This window comes from Streptosporangium sandarakinum, from assembly GCF_013409935.1.
Taxonomy (GTDB): Bacteria; Actinomycetota; Actinomycetes; order Streptosporangiales; family Streptosporangiaceae; genus Streptosporangium; species Streptosporangium nondiastaticum.
The window spans coordinates 1,023,327-1,039,336 of the sequence record NZ_JACCCO010000001.1 but is presented as its reverse complement, the minus strand read 5'-3'; the positions used below and the strand labels follow the sequence as shown (position 1 = coordinate 1,039,336).

Genomic DNA, 16,010 nt, shown 5'->3' with positions numbered 1-16,010 from the left:
GGGCGGGTGACCGTACGCTGGGAGACGGGGCGGGGGGCCGGGCCGGGTCCGCCGCGCCGCGGACTCGCTGGCGCGTCCCTGTGGACCTGACGGCCTCACCGGGTTCCAATGGTCTTTTGCGCGTTCGCGGGCGCTCACCGGCCGCCGCACCGACGTGGCGGCGGGTACGGCGGGCCGCCCCGGGCGCGTGACGACCGGCGACGGGACGAGGTGCGGAAAATGTGCGGAATCTCCGGTTGGGTGGACTTCGACCGCGACCTCGGGCAAGCGGGTCGCACCGCCCTGGCCATGACCGCCACCATGGCCTGCCGGGGGCCCGACGACGAGGGGCTTTGGCTGGCCCCGCACGTGGCGCTGGGACACCGGCGGCTGGCCGTGATCGACATCGAGGGCGGCCGGCAGCCGATGGTCGCCGAGGAGGACGGCCGGCCGCTGGCCGCCATCACCTACAGCGGAGAGGTCTACAACTTCCGCGAGCTGCGCGACGAGCTCGCCGCCCGCGGCCACCGCTTCCGCACCCGCAGCGACACCGAGGTCGTGCTGCGCGCCTACCTCCAGTGGGGCGACGACTTCGTCACCCGGCTGAACGGCATGTTCGCCTTCGCGATCTGGGACATCCGCCGCGAGGAGCTGCTGCTGGTCCGCGACCGGATGGGCGTCAAACCGCTGTACTACCGGCCGACCCCGGCGGGCGTGCTGTTCGGCTCCGAGCCCAAGGCGATCCTCGCCAACCCGCTCGCCCGCCCGGCGGCGGTCGACGCCGACGGCCTGCGCGAGCTGCTCTCACTCGTCAAGACGCCCGAGCACGCGATCTACCGGGGCATGCACGAGGTCCGCCCCGGCCAGATCGTCACGGTGAGCCGCCGGGGCCTGACCCGGCGCCGCTACTGGCGGCTGGAGGCGCGCGAGCACACCGACGACCTCGACACCACCGTCCGGACCGTGCGCGGACTGCTGGACGACATCGTCGAGCGCCAGCTCGTCTCCGACGTGCCGCTGTGCACCCTGCTGTCCGGCGGCCTCGACTCCAGCGCCATAACCGCGCTGGCCGCGAAGGCGTCGAAGGAGCACGGCGCGGGCGGCATCCGGTCGTTCGCCGTCGACTTCGCCGGCTACAGCGAGAACTTCCAGCCCGACGAGATGCGCGACACCCCCGACGCGCCCTACGTCCACGATGTCGTACGGCACGTCGCCCCCGACCACAGCGACATCACGCTCGACTCCGCCGACCTCATGGACCACTCCGTGCGCGCCGCGGTCCTGCGGGCCCGCGACCTGCCCGTCGGCATCGGGGACATGGACGCCTCCCTGCTGCTGCTGTTCACGGCGGTCCGCCGGCACTCCACCGTGGCGCTGTCCGGGGAGTCCGCCGACGAGGTGTTCGGCGGCTACCGCTGGTTCCACGACCCGGAGACGGTCGCCGCCGACACCTTCCCGTGGCTGGTGACGCCGGGGGCCGGGCGGTTCGGCGGGCTGGCCGCGCTCCTCGACGACTCCCTGCTGCGCAAGCTCGACCTGCCCGCCTACCGCGCCGAGAGCTACCGGCAGGCGCTCGCCGAGTCGCCGCGCCTGCCGGGCGAGAGCGGCCTGGAGCGGCGCATGCGGGAGATCTGCCACCTGCACCTCACCCGGTTCGTGCAGGTCCTCCTCGACCGCAAGGACCGCATGAGCATGGCCGTGGGGCTGGAGGTCAGGGTGCCGTTCTGCGACCACCGCCTGGTGGAGTACGTCTTCAACACGCCCTGGTCGATGAAGACCTTCGACGGACGGGAGAAGAGCCTGCTGCGCGCCGCCACGGCCGACGTGCTGCCCCGCTCGGTCCTGGAGCGCCGCAAGAGCCCCTACCCCTCCACGCAGGACCCCGGCTACGACGCGGCGTTGCGCGAGCGCGCGGCCCGGCTGCTCGACCGCCGTGACATCCCCGCCGCACCGCTGATCGACTTCGATAAGGCACGGGACGCGCTCGCCGGGCCCGCCGGCCCCGGCGGCGCCCCGGGCGGGGTCCGGGCGCAGCTGGAGGGACTGCTGCAGCTCAACGCCTGGATGGCGGAGTACGACGTTCAGCTCGTCCTCTGATCCGCGCGTCCCGCTCCGGCGGGGAGCGCGGGACCCGGCGGCAGCGGCCGGGCGCCCAGCCGCCCGGCCAGGGCCAGCGCCACGACGCAGGCGATGACGACGTCGGAGGCCAGCGGGGCCACCCAGGGGCGGTAGACCTCGGCGGCCCAGCGGACGAGCGGGGCGGGCGGGAGCGCGAGCAGCCCCACGGCGCCGGGCAGGTAGACGAGGCTCGTCACGACGCCGCGGACCAGCATCAGCCCGTCGAGGCGGCAGGCGGGCATGAGCGCGAGGAGCGGGAACAGCAGGGCGTCGTACCAGGGGTGCTGCATCGGCGAGGTGAGCAGCCAGCCCAGGCAGCACGCCAGCGCCGGCCGTACGGCCTGCAGCCCGGCCTGCGGTCCGGCCAGTGGTCCGGCCAGTGGCCCGGACGGCGCGGCGGGCAGCCGGAGGCACAGCAGCGCGGCGGCCAGGACGGCCGCGCCGAGGGCGAGCCGCCCCTCCAGCGCGGCGGCCTCCGGCCCCTCGCCGAGCGCCGTCGCGACCACCCGCCACGGGTCGGCCAGCGCGCGGGAGGCGACCTTGCCGGCGACGTTCGCCAGCGCCTCCGGGCCCCGCGTGGCGTAGGCCGCCGCCAGGGCCGCGAGCGTCCCGGCGGCCGTGGCCGCCAGCGTGGCGGGCGACCGGCGTGCCGCCCAGAACAGCCCGGCCCCGGCCAGCGCGAACGGCGCCTTGACGGCGGCCGCCGCGCCGAGCAGCACGCCCGCCACCAGGCCGCCGCCCACACCGCCGCTCGCTCCGCCCCGGCCGCCCGAGCCGCCGCGCGGACCGGTGCCCAGGTCGCCACGGCGGGCCGCGAGGAAGGCCCCGAGCAGCAGGAGCGCCCCCAGCCCGTCGACGTGGCCGCCGGCCACCACGTGCCACAGCATCAGCGGGTTGAGGCTCCACAGCAGGTGGGCGCGGACCCGCCGGTCGCGGCCAGGCCCGGCCAGCCGGTCCAGGAGGAGCGCCGACAGCAGGAACGCCAGCCCGGCCATCGCCTTCCAGGCGAAGACCGTGCGGGCCATCGACGCGCCGCCCAGCCACGAGGCGGCCTGCTGCGCCCAGGTGGCCACCGGCCCGTACACCGACGGGGCGTTCCGCCAGGCCGTCGGGGCGAACGCGCCGACCGGGTCGCCCACGGCGTGCAGCCACGCCGGGGCCGTCACGTACGGGTCGTGCCCCAGCGCGGCGATGCGCCCGTAGACCGCGTAGTTGAGCACGTCGGTCGAACCGGCGGGCGGCACGAGGACGAGGGCGAGGACGGCCGCCGCCGAGGCCGCGAGCATCGGGCCCGGCGCGGGACGCCAGCCCCGGCGCAGCGCGTACAGCCCGGCGCCGGTCCCCAGCGCGCCGGCGACGATCGCCGCGGCGCACAGCAGGATCACCGGGGTGGCGGCGGGCGCGGCCGAGAAGGACCAGGGCGGGCCGTCACCGCCGAGGGCGGGCACCGCGGCCGAGGGACCCGCCAGGCAGAGGAGCAGCACGGCCGCGACGGCGGAGCCGGTCAGGGCGAGCCCGGCGCGCCCGGCGAGCCGCGCGGCCCGGCGGGGAGCGGGGACGAGCACCGGCTCCGGCATCGGCTTCCAGATTAGAACACCCACGAACGTAGATCATCTACGACGTTCCGGGGTCCGGCGTCCGGGGCGGCCCGGCGCGGGAACGGCGCTCGCCGGGCGGCGAAGGGGGGCGAGGCGATGGAGGGCGGCGAAAGGCGACGGGGAGAGCCGGTCAGGTGATCGGGAGGGCCGGCGGGGTGACCGGGGCGGCCGGGGAAGGGCCGGCGGGGGCCGCCCAATAGACTCGGCCGCATCATGGCCGTACAGATCTCACCCAGCATCCTGTCCGCCGACTTCGCCCGTCTCGCCGAGGCGGCCGCGGCGGTTCCCAACGCCGACTGGCTGCACGTGGACGTCATGGACAACCACTTCGTGCCCAACCTGACCCTCGGCCTGCCGGTCGTGGAGTCGCTGCTCAAGGCCACCTCACTGCCGCTCGACTGCCACCTCATGATCGAGGACCCGGACCGCTGGGCCCCGGCCTACGCCGAGGCGGGCGCGGGCAGCGTGACGATCCACGCCGAGGCCGCCAAGGCGCCGGTCCGCACCCTGCGCGAGATCCGCGCCGCCGGGGCGCGCGCGGGCCTCGCGCTGAACCCGGCCACCCCCGTCGAGCCGTACGAGGACCTGCTCGGTGAGATCGACATGCTGCTGCTCATGACGGTCGAGCCCGGCTTCGGCGGGCAGAGGTTCCTCGACATGGTGCTGCCCAAGATCCGCCGGTCCCGCGAGCTGATCGACGCGCACGGCGGCCGGCTCTGGCTGCAGGTGGACGGGGGCGTGTCGGAGCACACCATCGAGCGCTGCGCCGAGGCGGGCGCGGACGTCTTCGTGGCGGGCAACGCCGTCTACGGCGCCGACGACCCGGCCCACGCGGTGGACGTCCTGCGCTCCGTCGCCGGCAAGATCGGCCCGGCCGGCGAGAACGCCTGACCGGTGAGATCGGCCCGGCCGGCGATAACGCCTGACCGGCCCGTCCGCTCCCGCCGGGGTTCTGTCATGCTTGTGTCATAGGCCCGAGACGTGTCGCCCCCGGTCACCCGGGGGTGCCCACGCGTTCACGACGGGAGGTGACGCATGGATCACGGGCTGTTCGGACCGGGCTCGGTGACCTGGCGCGTGATGGGCGAGCCGATCCTGCTGGTCGGCGGGTTCAGGGCGCTGCTGATGCAGGGCCTGCACCCCAGGGCGATGCGCGGGGTCGCGCAGAACTCCGCGCTGATGGACCCGGCCGAGGCGTGGTCGCGCTTCCTGCGCACCTCCGAGTTCGTCCGGGTGCGGACCTACGGCACGACCGCCGAGGTCGCCGCGGCCGGGGCCAGGGTCAGGAAGATCCACTCCCGGCTCCGGGCCTTCGACCCCGACACCGGGGAGCGCTACCGCCTCGACGACCCCGACGCGCTGGCCTGGGTCCACGTCGGCGAGGTCGACTCCTACCTGTCGGTCGCCCGGCGGGCCGGGGTGCGGCTGAGCGACGCCGAGGCCGACCGGTTCGTGGCCGAGCAGCGGCACGCCGCCGAGGTCGTCGGCCTCAGCCCGGACGCCGTGCCCGGCTCGGTCCGCGAGATGCGCGACTACATCGAGGCGCGCCGTCCCGGCCTCTACTTCGCCCCCGAGGTGCCGCACCCGCTGCGCCAGTCGATCACCCAGTCCATCAGCGCGCCGCTCCCGCCGTACCTCCTGCCGTTCAAACCGGTCCTGCCCGCGCTGACCGTGCTGGCCTTCGCCACCATGCCGCGCTGGGCACGCAGGCTGTACGGCCTGCCCGGCACACCGTTCGGCGACCTGTGGGCCACCGCCACCCTGAGGGCGCTGCAGACCGGCATCGGCCTGGTCCCCACCCCGGTGCGCTACAGCCCCGACGCCCGCCGGGCGCGGCGCCTGACGGCCGGGCGGGCCGCCTGAGCCGTCCGGGCCGCCTTTGAGGGGGTTCCGGCATTCGGTAGGGGTGTTCCATGCGGTTTGCCGCGCGTGGCACACTGATGTACGGGGACGCCGACCTTCGGCGAGGCGCTCCTTGAAAGGCAAGAGCAGCGTGCTCCGGGGTCGGTGAAACTCCGAACCGGCGGTTACAGTCCGCGACCCGGTCGAATCCATCGACCGGTTGACCCGGTGGAATTCCGGGACCGACGGTTAAAGTCCGGATGGGAGGAAGCGCGCGAGCGGGAGGAGTGTCTTCGGGCACCCTTCCGCCGATGACGGTGCGGGCCGCCGCCGCGAGCGGCGCGCGTGCCGTCGTGATCTCCCCCGGGGCCGCCGTGGCAGGCAAAGCTACTGGCGACGAGGAGACCCGGGTGACTGATCTGGCGCACATGCGCCGGGCGATCGAGCTCGCCGCGCGCGGACGCGGCACCACCAGCCCCAACCCCGTGGTCGGATGCGTCGTCCTCGACGCCTCGGGCCGGGTGGCGGGGGAGGGGTTCCACGCCCACGCCGGCGGCCCCCACGCCGAGGTGGTCGCGCTGCGCGCCGCCGGCGAGCGCGCCCGGGGCGGCACCGCCTACGTCACCCTCGAACCCTGCGACCACACCGGGCGCACCGGGCCCTGCTCCGCCGCGCTGCTGGCGGCGGGCGTCGCCCGCGTCGTCGTCGCGGTGCGCGACCCCAACCCGCAGGCCGCCGGCGGCGCCGAACGCCTGCGGCGGCACGGGGTGACGGTGGAGACCGGCGTCCTCGCCGCCGAGGCCGAGCGCGGCAACGCCGAGTGGCTGACCTCCGTACGGCTCGGCCGCCCGCACGTCACCTGGAAGTACGCCGCGACGCTGGACGGCCGCTCGGCCGCCGCCGACGGCACCAGCCAGTGGATCACCTCCCCCGAGGCCCGCGCCGACGTGCACCGCCTGCGCGCCGAGGCCGACGCGGTCGTGGCGGGCATCGGCACCGTTCTCGCCGACGACCCCCTCCTGACCGCCCGCCCCGCCGGCGGGCCGCCCGCCCGGCAGCCGCTGCGCGTGGTCGTCGACTCCGCCGCCCGCACCCCCGCCGGCGCCCGCGTCCTGGACGGCGGGGCGCCCACCCTGGTGGCGGTCGCCGCCGAAGCCGACCCCGTCGCGGTCAAGGCCATCGCCGGGCGGGCCGAGGTGGTGCGGCTGCCGCGGCGCGAGCCGTACGGCCTCGACCTGGCGGAGCTGCTCGCCGAGCTGCGCCGCCGGGAGGTCGTCGGCGTGCTGCTGGAGGGCGGGCCCACGCTCGCGGGCTCGTTCCTGCGCGAGGGCCTGGTGGACCGGGTCGTCGGCTACCTCGCGCCCGCGCTGCTGGGCGCGGGGGCCGCCGCGCTCGGACCGGCCGGCGTCGCCACGATCGCCGGCACCCACCGGCTGGAGTTCGAGGATGTCACCCCCACCGGCCCGGACCTGCGGCTCACCGCCCGGCCGATACCCCTTCGAGGAGATGCGGATGTTCACCGGAATCGTTGAGGAGCTCGGCGAGATCGCCGCGGTCGAGCCGCTGCCGGACGCGGCGCGGCTGTCGGTCCGCGGCCCGGTCGTGACCGCCGACGCCCGGCACGGCGACTCGATCGCCGTCAACGGCGTCTGCCTGACCGTGGTGGAGGTGGACGGCGACGTCTTCACCGCCGACGTGATGAAGGAGACCCTGGACCGCAGCTCCCTCGGGGCGCTGCGGCCCGGCTCCCCGGTCAACCTGGAACGGGCCGTCCGCGCCGACGCGCGCCTGGGCGGCCACATCGTCCAGGGCCACGTCGACGGCACCGGCACGCTGCTGTCACGTGAGCCGGGCGAGCACTGGGAGGTCGTCAGGATCTCGCTGCCGGCCGAGCTGAACCGCTACGTGGTCGAGAAGGGCTCGATCGCGGTGGACGGCGTCAGCCTGACCGTGGCGGGCGTGGACGGCGAGAGCCTCACCGTCAGCCTGATCCCCACCACGCTGCGGCTCACCACCCTCGGCGCGAAGCGGCCGGGCGACCCGGTGAACCTGGAGGCCGACGTCATCGCCAAGCACGTGGAGAAGCTGACCGCCGGATACGTCCCCGGGGGCCGGGCGTGAACTGGGCGCAGGCGGGATTCGAGGTCCTCGGCACGAAGGTGCTCTGGACCGACCTGGTCGGCAACGTCGCCTCCCTGGCCACGGTGCTGCTGGCGATGCGCAGGTCGCTGTGGACCTGGCCGGTGCAGCTCACCGGCGCGGTGCTGCTGCTCGTCGCCTCCCTCACCGCGCACATCACCGGCAACGCCCTCAAGCAGGTCATGTTCGGCGGCCTGGCGATCTACGGCTGGTGGCGCTGGTCGCGCGGCATCCGCGACGGCGGGAGCCTGCCCGTGCGGCCCGCGCGGCCCGCCGAACGCGCCGGGATGATCGCGACCCTGCTGATCGGCACGATCGCGGTGGGCGTCGTCTTCTACGTCGCCAAGCTGTCCTGGGGCGCGGCCGTCCCGCCGCCCGAGGGCTACTACCTGGTCGCCGCCGACGCCTACATCTTCGTCGGCAGCGCCGTCGCCACCTGGGCGCAGGGGCGGGCGCTGGTCGACTTCTGGATCGTCTGGGTGGCCGTCGACCTGGTCGGCGTGCCGCTGGCCTTCAAGTCCGGACTCGTCGTGTCCGGGGCGGTGTACGGGGTGTTCTTCGTGCTCGTCCTGGCAGGGCTCCTGAACTGGCTCAAGGAGTACCGCTCCTCCCGGGCGGCACTCGTCCCCGAGGAGGCGCTGTGACCGTGCTCGACCCGATCGAACGGGCCATCAACGACATCCGCGACGGCCGCCCCGTCGTGGTCGTCGACGACGAGAACCGCGAGAACGAGGGTGACATCATCTTCGCCGCGGCCCGCGCCACCCCTTCGCTGCTGGCCTTCACCATCCGCCACACCAGCGGCGTGATCTGCGTGTCGATGCCCGGCGAGGCCCTCGACCGGCTCGGCCTGCCGCTGATGGTGGCCGACAACCGCGAGCGGCTGCGCACCGCCTACACGATCAGCGTGGACGCCCGCGACGGCGTGACCACCGGCATCTCCGCCGCCGACCGGGCCAAGACGATCCGCACCCTGTGCGACTCGGCGACCGAACCCTACGAGCTGGTACGGCCCGGCCACGTCTTCCCGCTGCGCTACCGCGAGGGCGGCGTGCTGGCGCGGCGCGGCCACACCGAGGCGGCCGTCGACCTCGCCAGGCTGGCGGGGCTGACCCCGGCGGGCGCGCTCGCCGAGGTCGTCAACGACGACGGCACCATGAAGCGGCTGCCCGAGCTGCGCGAGTTCTGCGACGAGCACGACCTGGCGCTGGTCTCCATCGAGCAGCTCGCCGAGTTCCGCCGCAGGACCGAGCGGATGGTGAACCGGGTCGCCGAGACCCGGCTGCCGAACCGCCACGGGATGTGGCGCGCCTACGGCTACTCCAGCGCCCTGGACGGCGGCGAGCACCTCGCCCTCGTCTACGGCGACCTGGAGGACGGCGAGAACGTCCTGGTCCGGGCCCACTCCGAGTGCCTGACCGGCGACGTGCTCGGCTCGCTGCGCTGCGACTGCGGGGTGCAGCTCGACAACGCCATGTCGATGATCGCCGAGGAGGGCCGCGGGGTGGTCGTGTACCTGCGCGGCCACGAGGGGCGCGGCATCGGGCTGCTGGCCAAGCTCCGCGCCTACAGCCTCCAGGACACCGGCAGCGACACCGTGGACGCCAACCTGGAGCTCGGGCTGCCGGTGGACGCCCGCGAGTTCTCCAACGCCGGTCAGATCCTCTCCGACCTGGGCGTGAAGTCGGTCCGGCTGCTCACCAACAACCCGGCCAAGCTGCGCGGGATGGACGGCTACGGCGTCAAGGTGCTCGGCCGCGAGCCGATGCCGGTGGCGATGAACCCGTACAACGAGAGGTACCTCACGGCCAAGCGCGACCGCCTCGGCCACGACATCGGGCAGGAACCACCGGGAGGGGCGATGACCCGGGAGATCGGCGGGCGGACCGCGCCCGGCGCACCGGACGTGCCGGGCACGCCGGGCACGTGGGACGCGGCGGCCGTGCCGGGCGCGTCGGACGTGCCGGCCGCGCCGGGCGTCCGCGGCGGGCGGGAGGACGCGTGAGCGGCACCGGAAGGCCCCCGGCCGACGCCGCCGACGCCGCCGGGCTGACCGTCGGCATCGTGGCCGCCCGGTGGCACGCGGAGATCACCGACCGGCTCGTGGAGCGGGCCGTCCAGGCCGCCCGGGACAGCGGCGCCGCCGAGACGGTGGTCCGGGTGGCCGGGTCGCTGGAGATCCCCGTCGTGGCCCAGGCGCTGGCCGCCCGCTGCGACGCGGTCGTCGCCCTCGGGGCGGTGATCCGCGGGGAGACCGCCCACTTCGACTACGTCTGCGACTCGGTGACCTCCGGCCTGACCCGGATCTCCCTTGACGAGCGGACGCCGGTCGGCAACGGCGTGCTGACCTGCGAAACCCTCCAGCAGGCGCTCGACCGCGCCGGGCTGCCGGGCAGCAAGGAGGACAAGGGCTACGAGGCCACCGTCGCCGCCCTGGAGACCGCGCTGCTGCTGCGCGACCTCGCCCCCGGCGAGGCGTCCCGCTAGGGACCCCGCGGGTCCCGGCCACTCCCGGGGCCCGCGCCCAGGGTCCGCTTCCGGGATCGTCCGGCCCGCTCCCGGGGGCCGCTCCCAAGTCCCGCTTCCAGGGTCCGCTTCCGGGATCGTCCCGCCCGCTCCCGGGGTTCGCGGGCCGACCCGCCGGTCCCGTCACGGCCCGGCGGCCCGTGCCGCCCGTGCCGTACAGACGCCCGCCGGTCCGCCGCGGCGCGGCCCGGCCGAGCCGCGGGCACGGGCCACCGGGGTGTGCGATAGATTTCGTCAGGTGCCGTGATTGCCGTCACAACCGCTCTGAGCGGCGGTTTCCCGAAGGATCGTGATCATCCAGTGAGCCCCGAGAGCGTCCCCGCGCCCGCGTTGCCCGTCGTGTGGCGGCCGAAGAAGGGGCGGGTCGTGGCCTACGGTTTCGCCGGGTTGGTCATGCTGGGCGCGCTGGTGATGGCGTTCGTGCTCCCCGAGCCGTTCGGCCCGGCCGACCGGATCGCGATGGTCGCGCTCGGCGGGGTGATCGCCTGGCTGCTGCACCGGCTGGGGAGGTGCCGGGTGGAGGCCGACGAGCAAGGCGTCATCGTGGTCAACCCGCTGCGGGTGCACCGCTACGAGTGGCCCGAGGTCCTGGGGGTGACGCTGGTCGAGAGCGAGCCCTGGGCCAAGATCGACTTCGCCGACGGCGCGACCGTCGGCGCCATGGGCCTGCAGGGCTCGGAGAAGGACCGGACCGTACGGCAGGTCCGCGAGCTGCTGGCGCTCATCCGGGAGCGCGGGGAGACCGAAGAGCGCCGCTGAACGCCGCCGAGCTTCACTGAGCGCCGCCGGGCCCGGTCCACCCGATGGGGCCGCCGGATCCGGGAGCCGTCGAGCGCCGCCGGGACCGGCTGGTCCGCCGGGCCCGCCGTACCGCTGAATCAGCCGGAACCGGACACCGCCGGAACCCCTGGAAACGGGTGGGCGGGCGTAGCCTGATGTGGTGCGGACGACCGACGCGTCAGACCTCGGCTCGCCCGGCGAGCTGGCCGGGTTGCTCGACCGGCAGGCGTACCTCGCCGGCGAGGGGCTGGCCACCGCCGCCTTCCTGGCGCTGCGGATGGGCCGCCCCCTGCTGCTGGAGGGCGCGGCGGGGGTCGGCAAGACCGAGCTGGCCAGGGCCCTGGCCGCCGTGCTGGACGCGCCGCTGATCAGGTTGCAGTGCTACGAGGGCCTCGACGGCCCCCAGGCCCTCTACGACTGGGACTTCGCCCGCCAGCTCCTGCACCTCAAGGCCGCCGAGGCGGGCGGGGCCGCCGACCCGGCCCGCCTGGAGACGGAGGTCTACGACCGGCGCTTCCTGATCGCCCGGCCGCTGCTGCGGGCGATCGAGACCTGGCCCAGCGTGCTGCTGATCGACGAGGTCGACCGGGCCGACGTGGAGTTCGAGGCGATCCTGCTCGAGGTGCTCTCCGATTTCGCGATCTCCGTCCCGGAGCTCGGCACGATCCGCGCCGAGCGTCCCCCGGTCGTCGTGCTGACCTCCAACCGCACCCGCGAGGTGCACGACGCCCTGAAGCGGCGCTGCCTCTACCACTGGCTGGAGCACCCCTCCTTCGACCGCGAGGTCGAGATCCTGCTGCGCCGCCTGCCCGCCTGCTCCGAGACGCTCGCCCGGCAGGTCGCCCGCGCGGCCGGGCGGCTGCGCGGGGCCGACCTGGTCAAGCCGCCGGGAATCGCCGAGACCCTCGACTGGACCGAGGCCCTGCTGACCCTCGGCGCCCGCGACCTCGACCCCGCCCTGGCCGCCGCCACGCTCGGCGCCCTGCTCAAGCACCGGGAGGACCACGAGGCCGCGCTCGGGAACGGGCTGTTCGATGACCTCCGCCGCTGACGACCGCGATCCGGCCGACCGCGATCCCGGCGACCGTGATCCGGGCGGCCGCGACCTGGGCGGCCGCGACCTGGTCGCCGTCATGACCGGTTTCGCCCGGACGCTCCGGGCCGCCGGGGTCCCCGCCGACCACGCCAGGACCCAGGGGCTGCTGCGCGCGCTGTCCCACCTGGACGCCGCCCGGCCGGGGGACGTCTACTGGGCCGGCCGGCTCACCCTGTGCGCCTCCGCCGAGGACCTGCCCCGCTACGACCGGGTCTTCGCGGCCTACTTCGGGGGCCTGCGGGCGGGTCCCGCCCGGTCCGCGACGGTGACCGTCACCCGGCACGTCGCCACCCTCGCCGGCGAGTCCGGCGACGGCGGCGAGCGCGAGTCCGCGGCGCGGCCGGCCGGCGCCAGCGAGCTGGAGGTGCTGCGCAACCGGGACGTGGCCAGGCTGACCGCTGCCGAGCTGGCCGAGGTGCACCGGCTGCTGGCCCTGCTCCGGGCCGGGCGCGAGCGGCGCAGGTCGCGGCGGTCCCGGCCGTCGCGGCGCGGACGGCTCGACCCCGCCGCGACGATCCGCGAGACCCTGCGGCGCGGCGGGGAGACCGCCCGGCTGCGCCGCCGCGTCCACCGCACCAGGCCCCGCCGGGTCGTGCTGGTGATCGACGTCAGCGGCTCCATGACCCCCTACGCCGACACGCTGCTGCGCTTCGGCCACGCCCTCGTCGCCACCGAGCCCGGGGCCACCGAGGTGTTCAGCGCCGGCACCCGCCTCACCCGCGTCACCGCCGAGCTGCGCCGCCGCGACCCGGCCGCCGCGATGGACGCCGTGTCCCGCGCCGTCCCCGACTGGAGCGGCGGCACCCGCCTGGGGGAGGAGCTGCGCCGGCTCCTCGCGCTGAACGACGCCCGCGGCGCGACCGTGGTCATCGCCTCCGACGGGTGGGAACGCGGCGACGTCTCGCTGCTGGGCGCGCAGATGGCCCGGCTGTCGCGGGTGGCGCACCGGGTGATCTGGGTCAACCCGCACCGGGGGCGGGAGGGCTACCGGCCGCTCACCGCCGGGATGCGCGCGGCCCTGCCGTACGTCGACGACTTCGTCGCCGGGCACAGCCTGGCGGCGTTCGAGGAACTGGCCGCGCTCCTGGGAGGGGCTCATGCGTGACGTGTTGTCGCAGATCGTGCGGTGGTGGGCGGCCGGTGAGACGTTCGGCCTGGCCACCGTGGTGAGCACCTTCCGCAGCGCGCCCCGCCCGCCGGGCGCCGCCATGGCCGTGTCCGGCGAGGAGGCCGAGGGCAGCGTCTCGGGCGGCTGCGTCGAGGGCGCCGTCTACGAGCTGGCCCGCGAGGTGGCCGCCTCCGGCGTCCCGGTCCTGCAGCGGTACGGCGTGAGCGACGACGACGCCTTCTCGGCCGGTCTGACCTGCGGGGGCATCCTCGACGTGTTCGTCGAGCCGGTCTCGCGCGAGGCGTTCCCCGAGCTGGGGGAGGTGGCCGGGTCGGTGTCCGCCCGCGAGCCGGTGGCGGTGGCGACCGTGCTGTCCGGGCCCGGCCGGACCGGCGCCCGCCGGATCGTCTGGCCGGACCGGGCCTCCGGCTCCCTCGGCGGGGACCGGCTGGACGACGCCGTCGACGACGACGCCCGCGGCATGCTCGCCCAGGGGATCACCGGGATCCGCCGGTACGGCCCGCACGGCGAGCGGCGGCTCGACGACCTGGCGGTCTTCGTGCACTCCTTCGCCCCGCCGCCCCGGATGCTGGTCTTCGGCGCGATCGACTTCGCCGCCGCGGTGGCCAGGATCGGCAAGTTCCTCGGTTACCACGTGGTCGTCTGCGACGCCCGGCCGGTCTTCGCCACGGCCAGGCGCTTCCCCGACGCCGACGAGGTCGTGGTCAGGTGGCCGCATGACTACCTGACCTCGATCACCGTGGACGAGCGCACCGCGATCTGCGTGCTCACCCACGACCCCCGCTTCGACGTGCCGCTGCTGGAGGTCGCGCTGCGCACCCCGGCCGGCTACGTCGGCGCGATGGGCTCGCGCCGTACCCACGAGGACCGCCTGGAGCGGCTGCGGCAGGCCGGGCTGGGGGAGGCCGAGCTGGCGCGGCTGCGTTCGCCGATCGGGCTCGACCTGGGCGCGCGGACCCCCGAGGAGACGGCGGTCTCCATCGCCGCCGAGCTGGTCCAGCTGCGCTGGGGCGGTTCGGGGCGGCCGCTCACCGGCGGCTCCGGGCGCATCCACGGGGACGGGGTCCGGCGGTGACCCGAGGGACCTCGGGCGCCTCGGGGCCCCCGGACCCGTGGATCCACGGGGCGGGCGGGCCCGCCGAGCCGCTCACCGCCGGGCTGCTGCTGGCCGCTGGGGCGGGCTCGCGGCTCGGCACGCCCAAGGCGCTGGTCGAGTTCCGGGGCGAGCGGCTGGTCGACCGCGGGGTGCGGACGCTGCGCGAGGGCGGCTGCCACCCGGTGGTCGTCGTGCTCGGGGCCGCGACCGCGCAGGTGCGCGGGGCGGTGACGGTGCGCAATCCCCGGTGGCGCACCGGCATGGGCTCCTCCCTGCGCGCCGGCCTGGCCGCGCTGCCGGACGACGCCGAGCGGGTCGTGATCGCCCTGGTGGACCAGCCGTTCGTCGGCCCGGAGGCGGTGCGGCGGCTGGTCCGGGCCGCGCGGCAGGGCGCGTCGGTGGCCGTCGCGGCCTACGGCGGGGCGCCGAGGAACCCTGTGCTGATCGCGAGGGAGCACTTCGGGAGGGTCGCCGCGATGGCGACCGGCGACGTCGGCGCCCGGCCGTTCCTGCGGGCCCACCCCGAACTGGTCGTCGCGGTGGCCTGCGACGACGTGGGCGACCCGGCCGACATCGACACCCCGGCCGACCTGTCGGCGCTGCGGGAGCGGTGACCTAGAAGCGCAGGGTGGCCACGGCCGCGCGGTGGTCGCTGCCCGCGGCCTCCTCGACCGCCGCGCCGGTGGCGACCAGGCCGCGGTAGAGGATGTGGTCGGGCCGGGTGACGGGGAAGGACGCCGGCCAGGTGAAGCCGAGCCCCGACCCCGCCTCCTGCTGGGCGTCCAGCAGCGGGGGCACCAGGCCGGAGCGGTTGCGGTCGGTGGTGGCGGTATTGAGGTCGCCGAGCAGGAGCAGGCGCCGGCTGGTGTCGGCGTCGATGATCCGCCGGACGTAGGAGAGGTTCTTGTCGCGCATGGCCGTCTCGCCGGGACGGGCCGAGGCCAGGTGCATGACGTAGACGGTCACCCTGCCCTTGGGGGTGCTCAGCACGGCCCGCAGCGCCCGCGCCCAGGCCAGGCCGATGTCCGCCTTGCGAGCCTCGATGATCGGGAACCGGCTCCACAGGCCCACCGTCGTGACCTGGTAGTGGTACGGGAGGGCCTCGCCGAGCGCCTTCGCCGCCGGGCCGCCCGGGGTGAGCTCCTGCACGGCGACGAGGTCCCTGCCCTCGGCCAGGGCCCGTACGGCCCGCCCGGAGGCGGCGTTGGTCACCCCCACGTTGAGCGTGGCGACCGACAGGTCGCTCGGCCCGCCGGGCGGCCTGCGCAGCAGGGCGGGGCCGAACATGACCCCCCACACGGCCGCCGGGACCAGCGCGGCGGCGACGGCCTTCCACGAGCGGGCCGGCAGCGCGCCCAGCAGCAGGAGCGGTACGGCGACGCCGAGCCAGGGCAGCCCGCTCTCCAGCACCGGTGTGAACCCGCCGAGGTCCGGCAGGAGCCCGTGGCCGCCGAGGACCAGGGCCAGCGCCCCCGCCAACACGATGATCATCCGCTCGAGCACTGCGCTGCTCCCCGCCCGCTTGACCATGATCCTCCACTGCCCCTGGAACGCGTACGCTACCGGCTTCGCGGTGCGAAGGGGGGCGCTTGGTGGCCGGCCGGTGAGTCGATAGCCTGTCCTGTGAAGGCAGCGGAACATCATTCGGTTTCCCGAGGCCGCCCGGGCGACCACGTAAGCCGGCGGGGCCCGCGGGCGGACCCGGAC

15 protein-coding genes and 1 riboswitch are annotated in these 16,010 nt (G+C 75.6%); of the genes, 13 read left to right on the top strand and 2 right to left on the bottom strand.

The genetic code is table 11. From position 1 onward, the window contains the following. The first annotated feature begins 219 nt into the window (after positions 1–219). On the top strand, positions 220–2,076 hold the full coding sequence (gene asnB, locus HDA43_RS04495; protein WP_179818442.1) for an asparagine synthase (glutamine-hydrolyzing): 1,857 nt from the start codon (positions 220–222) through the stop codon (positions 2,074–2,076). On the opposite strand, the gene mptB is transcribed toward asnB, so the two are convergent. Further along, positions 2,061–3,698, bottom strand: a complete 1,638-nt coding sequence (gene mptB, locus HDA43_RS04490; protein ID WP_179818441.1) for a polyprenol phosphomannose-dependent alpha 1,6 mannosyltransferase MptB — start codon at positions 3,696–3,698, stop codon at positions 2,061–2,063. The two genes, asnB and mptB, sit on opposite strands and share 16 nt — an antisense overlap. Positions 3,699–3,908: 210 nt before the next feature. Between mptB and rpe the strand changes: the two genes are divergently transcribed. From rpe to HDA43_RS04430, 12 genes are all read left to right on the top strand, one after another. Continuing rightward, positions 3,909–4,586, top strand: coding sequence for a ribulose-phosphate 3-epimerase (gene rpe, locus HDA43_RS04485; RefSeq protein WP_179818440.1), 678 nt, complete (start codon positions 3,909–3,911; stop codon positions 4,584–4,586). Positions 4,587–4,730: 144 nt separating this feature from the next. Next, positions 4,731–5,558 (top strand): oxygenase MpaB family protein, encoded by an 828-nt coding sequence (locus tag HDA43_RS04480; protein ID WP_179818439.1) that lies wholly within the window; start codon positions 4,731–4,733, stop codon positions 5,556–5,558. Between the two features lie 126 nt (positions 5,559–5,684). Next, a riboswitch (FMN riboswitch) is annotated at positions 5,685–5,815 on the top strand. 33 nt (positions 5,816–5,848) lie between these two features. After that, entirely contained in the window at positions 5,849–7,069 is a 1,221-nt protein-coding gene (gene ribD / locus HDA43_RS04475) for a bifunctional diaminohydroxyphosphoribosylaminopyrimidine deaminase/5-amino-6-(5-phosphoribosylamino)uracil reductase RibD (protein ID WP_246423905.1), read from the top strand. Beyond that, complete coding sequence (locus HDA43_RS04470) at positions 7,050–7,658, top strand: riboflavin synthase (RefSeq protein ID WP_179818438.1); 609 nt, start codon at positions 7,050–7,052, stop codon at positions 7,656–7,658. The genes ribD and HDA43_RS04470 overlap by 20 nt, the downstream gene beginning before the upstream one ends. After that, positions 7,655–8,320, top strand: coding sequence for a nicotinamide mononucleotide transporter family protein (locus tag HDA43_RS04465; RefSeq protein WP_179818437.1), 666 nt, complete (start codon positions 7,655–7,657; stop codon positions 8,318–8,320). Before HDA43_RS04470 ends, HDA43_RS04465 begins: the two co-directional genes overlap by 4 nt. After that, positions 8,317–9,681, top strand: a complete 1,365-nt coding sequence (locus HDA43_RS04460) for a bifunctional 3,4-dihydroxy-2-butanone-4-phosphate synthase/GTP cyclohydrolase II (protein WP_312872996.1) — start codon at positions 8,317–8,319, stop codon at positions 9,679–9,681. Before HDA43_RS04465 ends, HDA43_RS04460 begins: the two co-directional genes overlap by 4 nt. Further along, positions 9,678–10,163, top strand: coding sequence for a 6,7-dimethyl-8-ribityllumazine synthase (gene ribH / locus HDA43_RS04455; protein WP_179818436.1), 486 nt, complete (start codon positions 9,678–9,680; stop codon positions 10,161–10,163). Before HDA43_RS04460 ends, ribH begins: the two co-directional genes overlap by 4 nt. A 339-nt stretch (positions 10,164–10,502) precedes the next feature. After that, positions 10,503–10,961 (top strand): PH domain-containing protein, encoded by a 459-nt coding sequence (locus HDA43_RS04450; RefSeq protein WP_179818435.1) that lies wholly within the window; start codon positions 10,503–10,505, stop codon positions 10,959–10,961. A 181-nt stretch (positions 10,962–11,142) separates the two neighbouring features. Further along, a complete protein-coding gene (locus tag HDA43_RS04445) occupies positions 11,143–12,033 on the top strand; it encodes an AAA family ATPase (RefSeq protein ID WP_312872995.1) in 891 nt (296 codons plus the stop codon). Then, complete coding sequence (locus HDA43_RS04440) at positions 12,017–13,183, top strand: vWA domain-containing protein (protein ID WP_179818433.1); 1,167 nt, start codon at positions 12,017–12,019, stop codon at positions 13,181–13,183. Before HDA43_RS04445 ends, HDA43_RS04440 begins: the two co-directional genes overlap by 17 nt. Further along, positions 13,176–14,282 carry an XdhC family protein gene (locus HDA43_RS04435; protein WP_179818432.1) on the top strand — a complete coding sequence of 369 codons (1,107 nt, stop codon included), beginning with the start codon at positions 13,176–13,178 and terminating at the stop codon, positions 14,280–14,282. Before HDA43_RS04440 ends, HDA43_RS04435 begins: the two co-directional genes overlap by 8 nt. Before the next feature lie 41 nt (positions 14,283–14,323). Further along, a complete protein-coding gene (locus tag HDA43_RS04430) occupies positions 14,324–14,917 on the top strand; it encodes a nucleotidyltransferase family protein (RefSeq protein WP_179822757.1) in 594 nt (197 codons plus the stop codon). Position 14,918: 1 nt separating this feature from the next. Here the strand turns inward: HDA43_RS04430 and HDA43_RS04425 are convergent, their stop codons facing one another. Then, positions 14,919–15,806: an endonuclease/exonuclease/phosphatase family protein gene (locus HDA43_RS04425; protein WP_179818431.1), complete on the bottom strand. Its 888-nt coding sequence runs from the start codon at positions 15,804–15,806 to the stop codon at positions 14,919–14,921. Positions 15,807–16,010 lie beyond the last annotated feature (204 nt).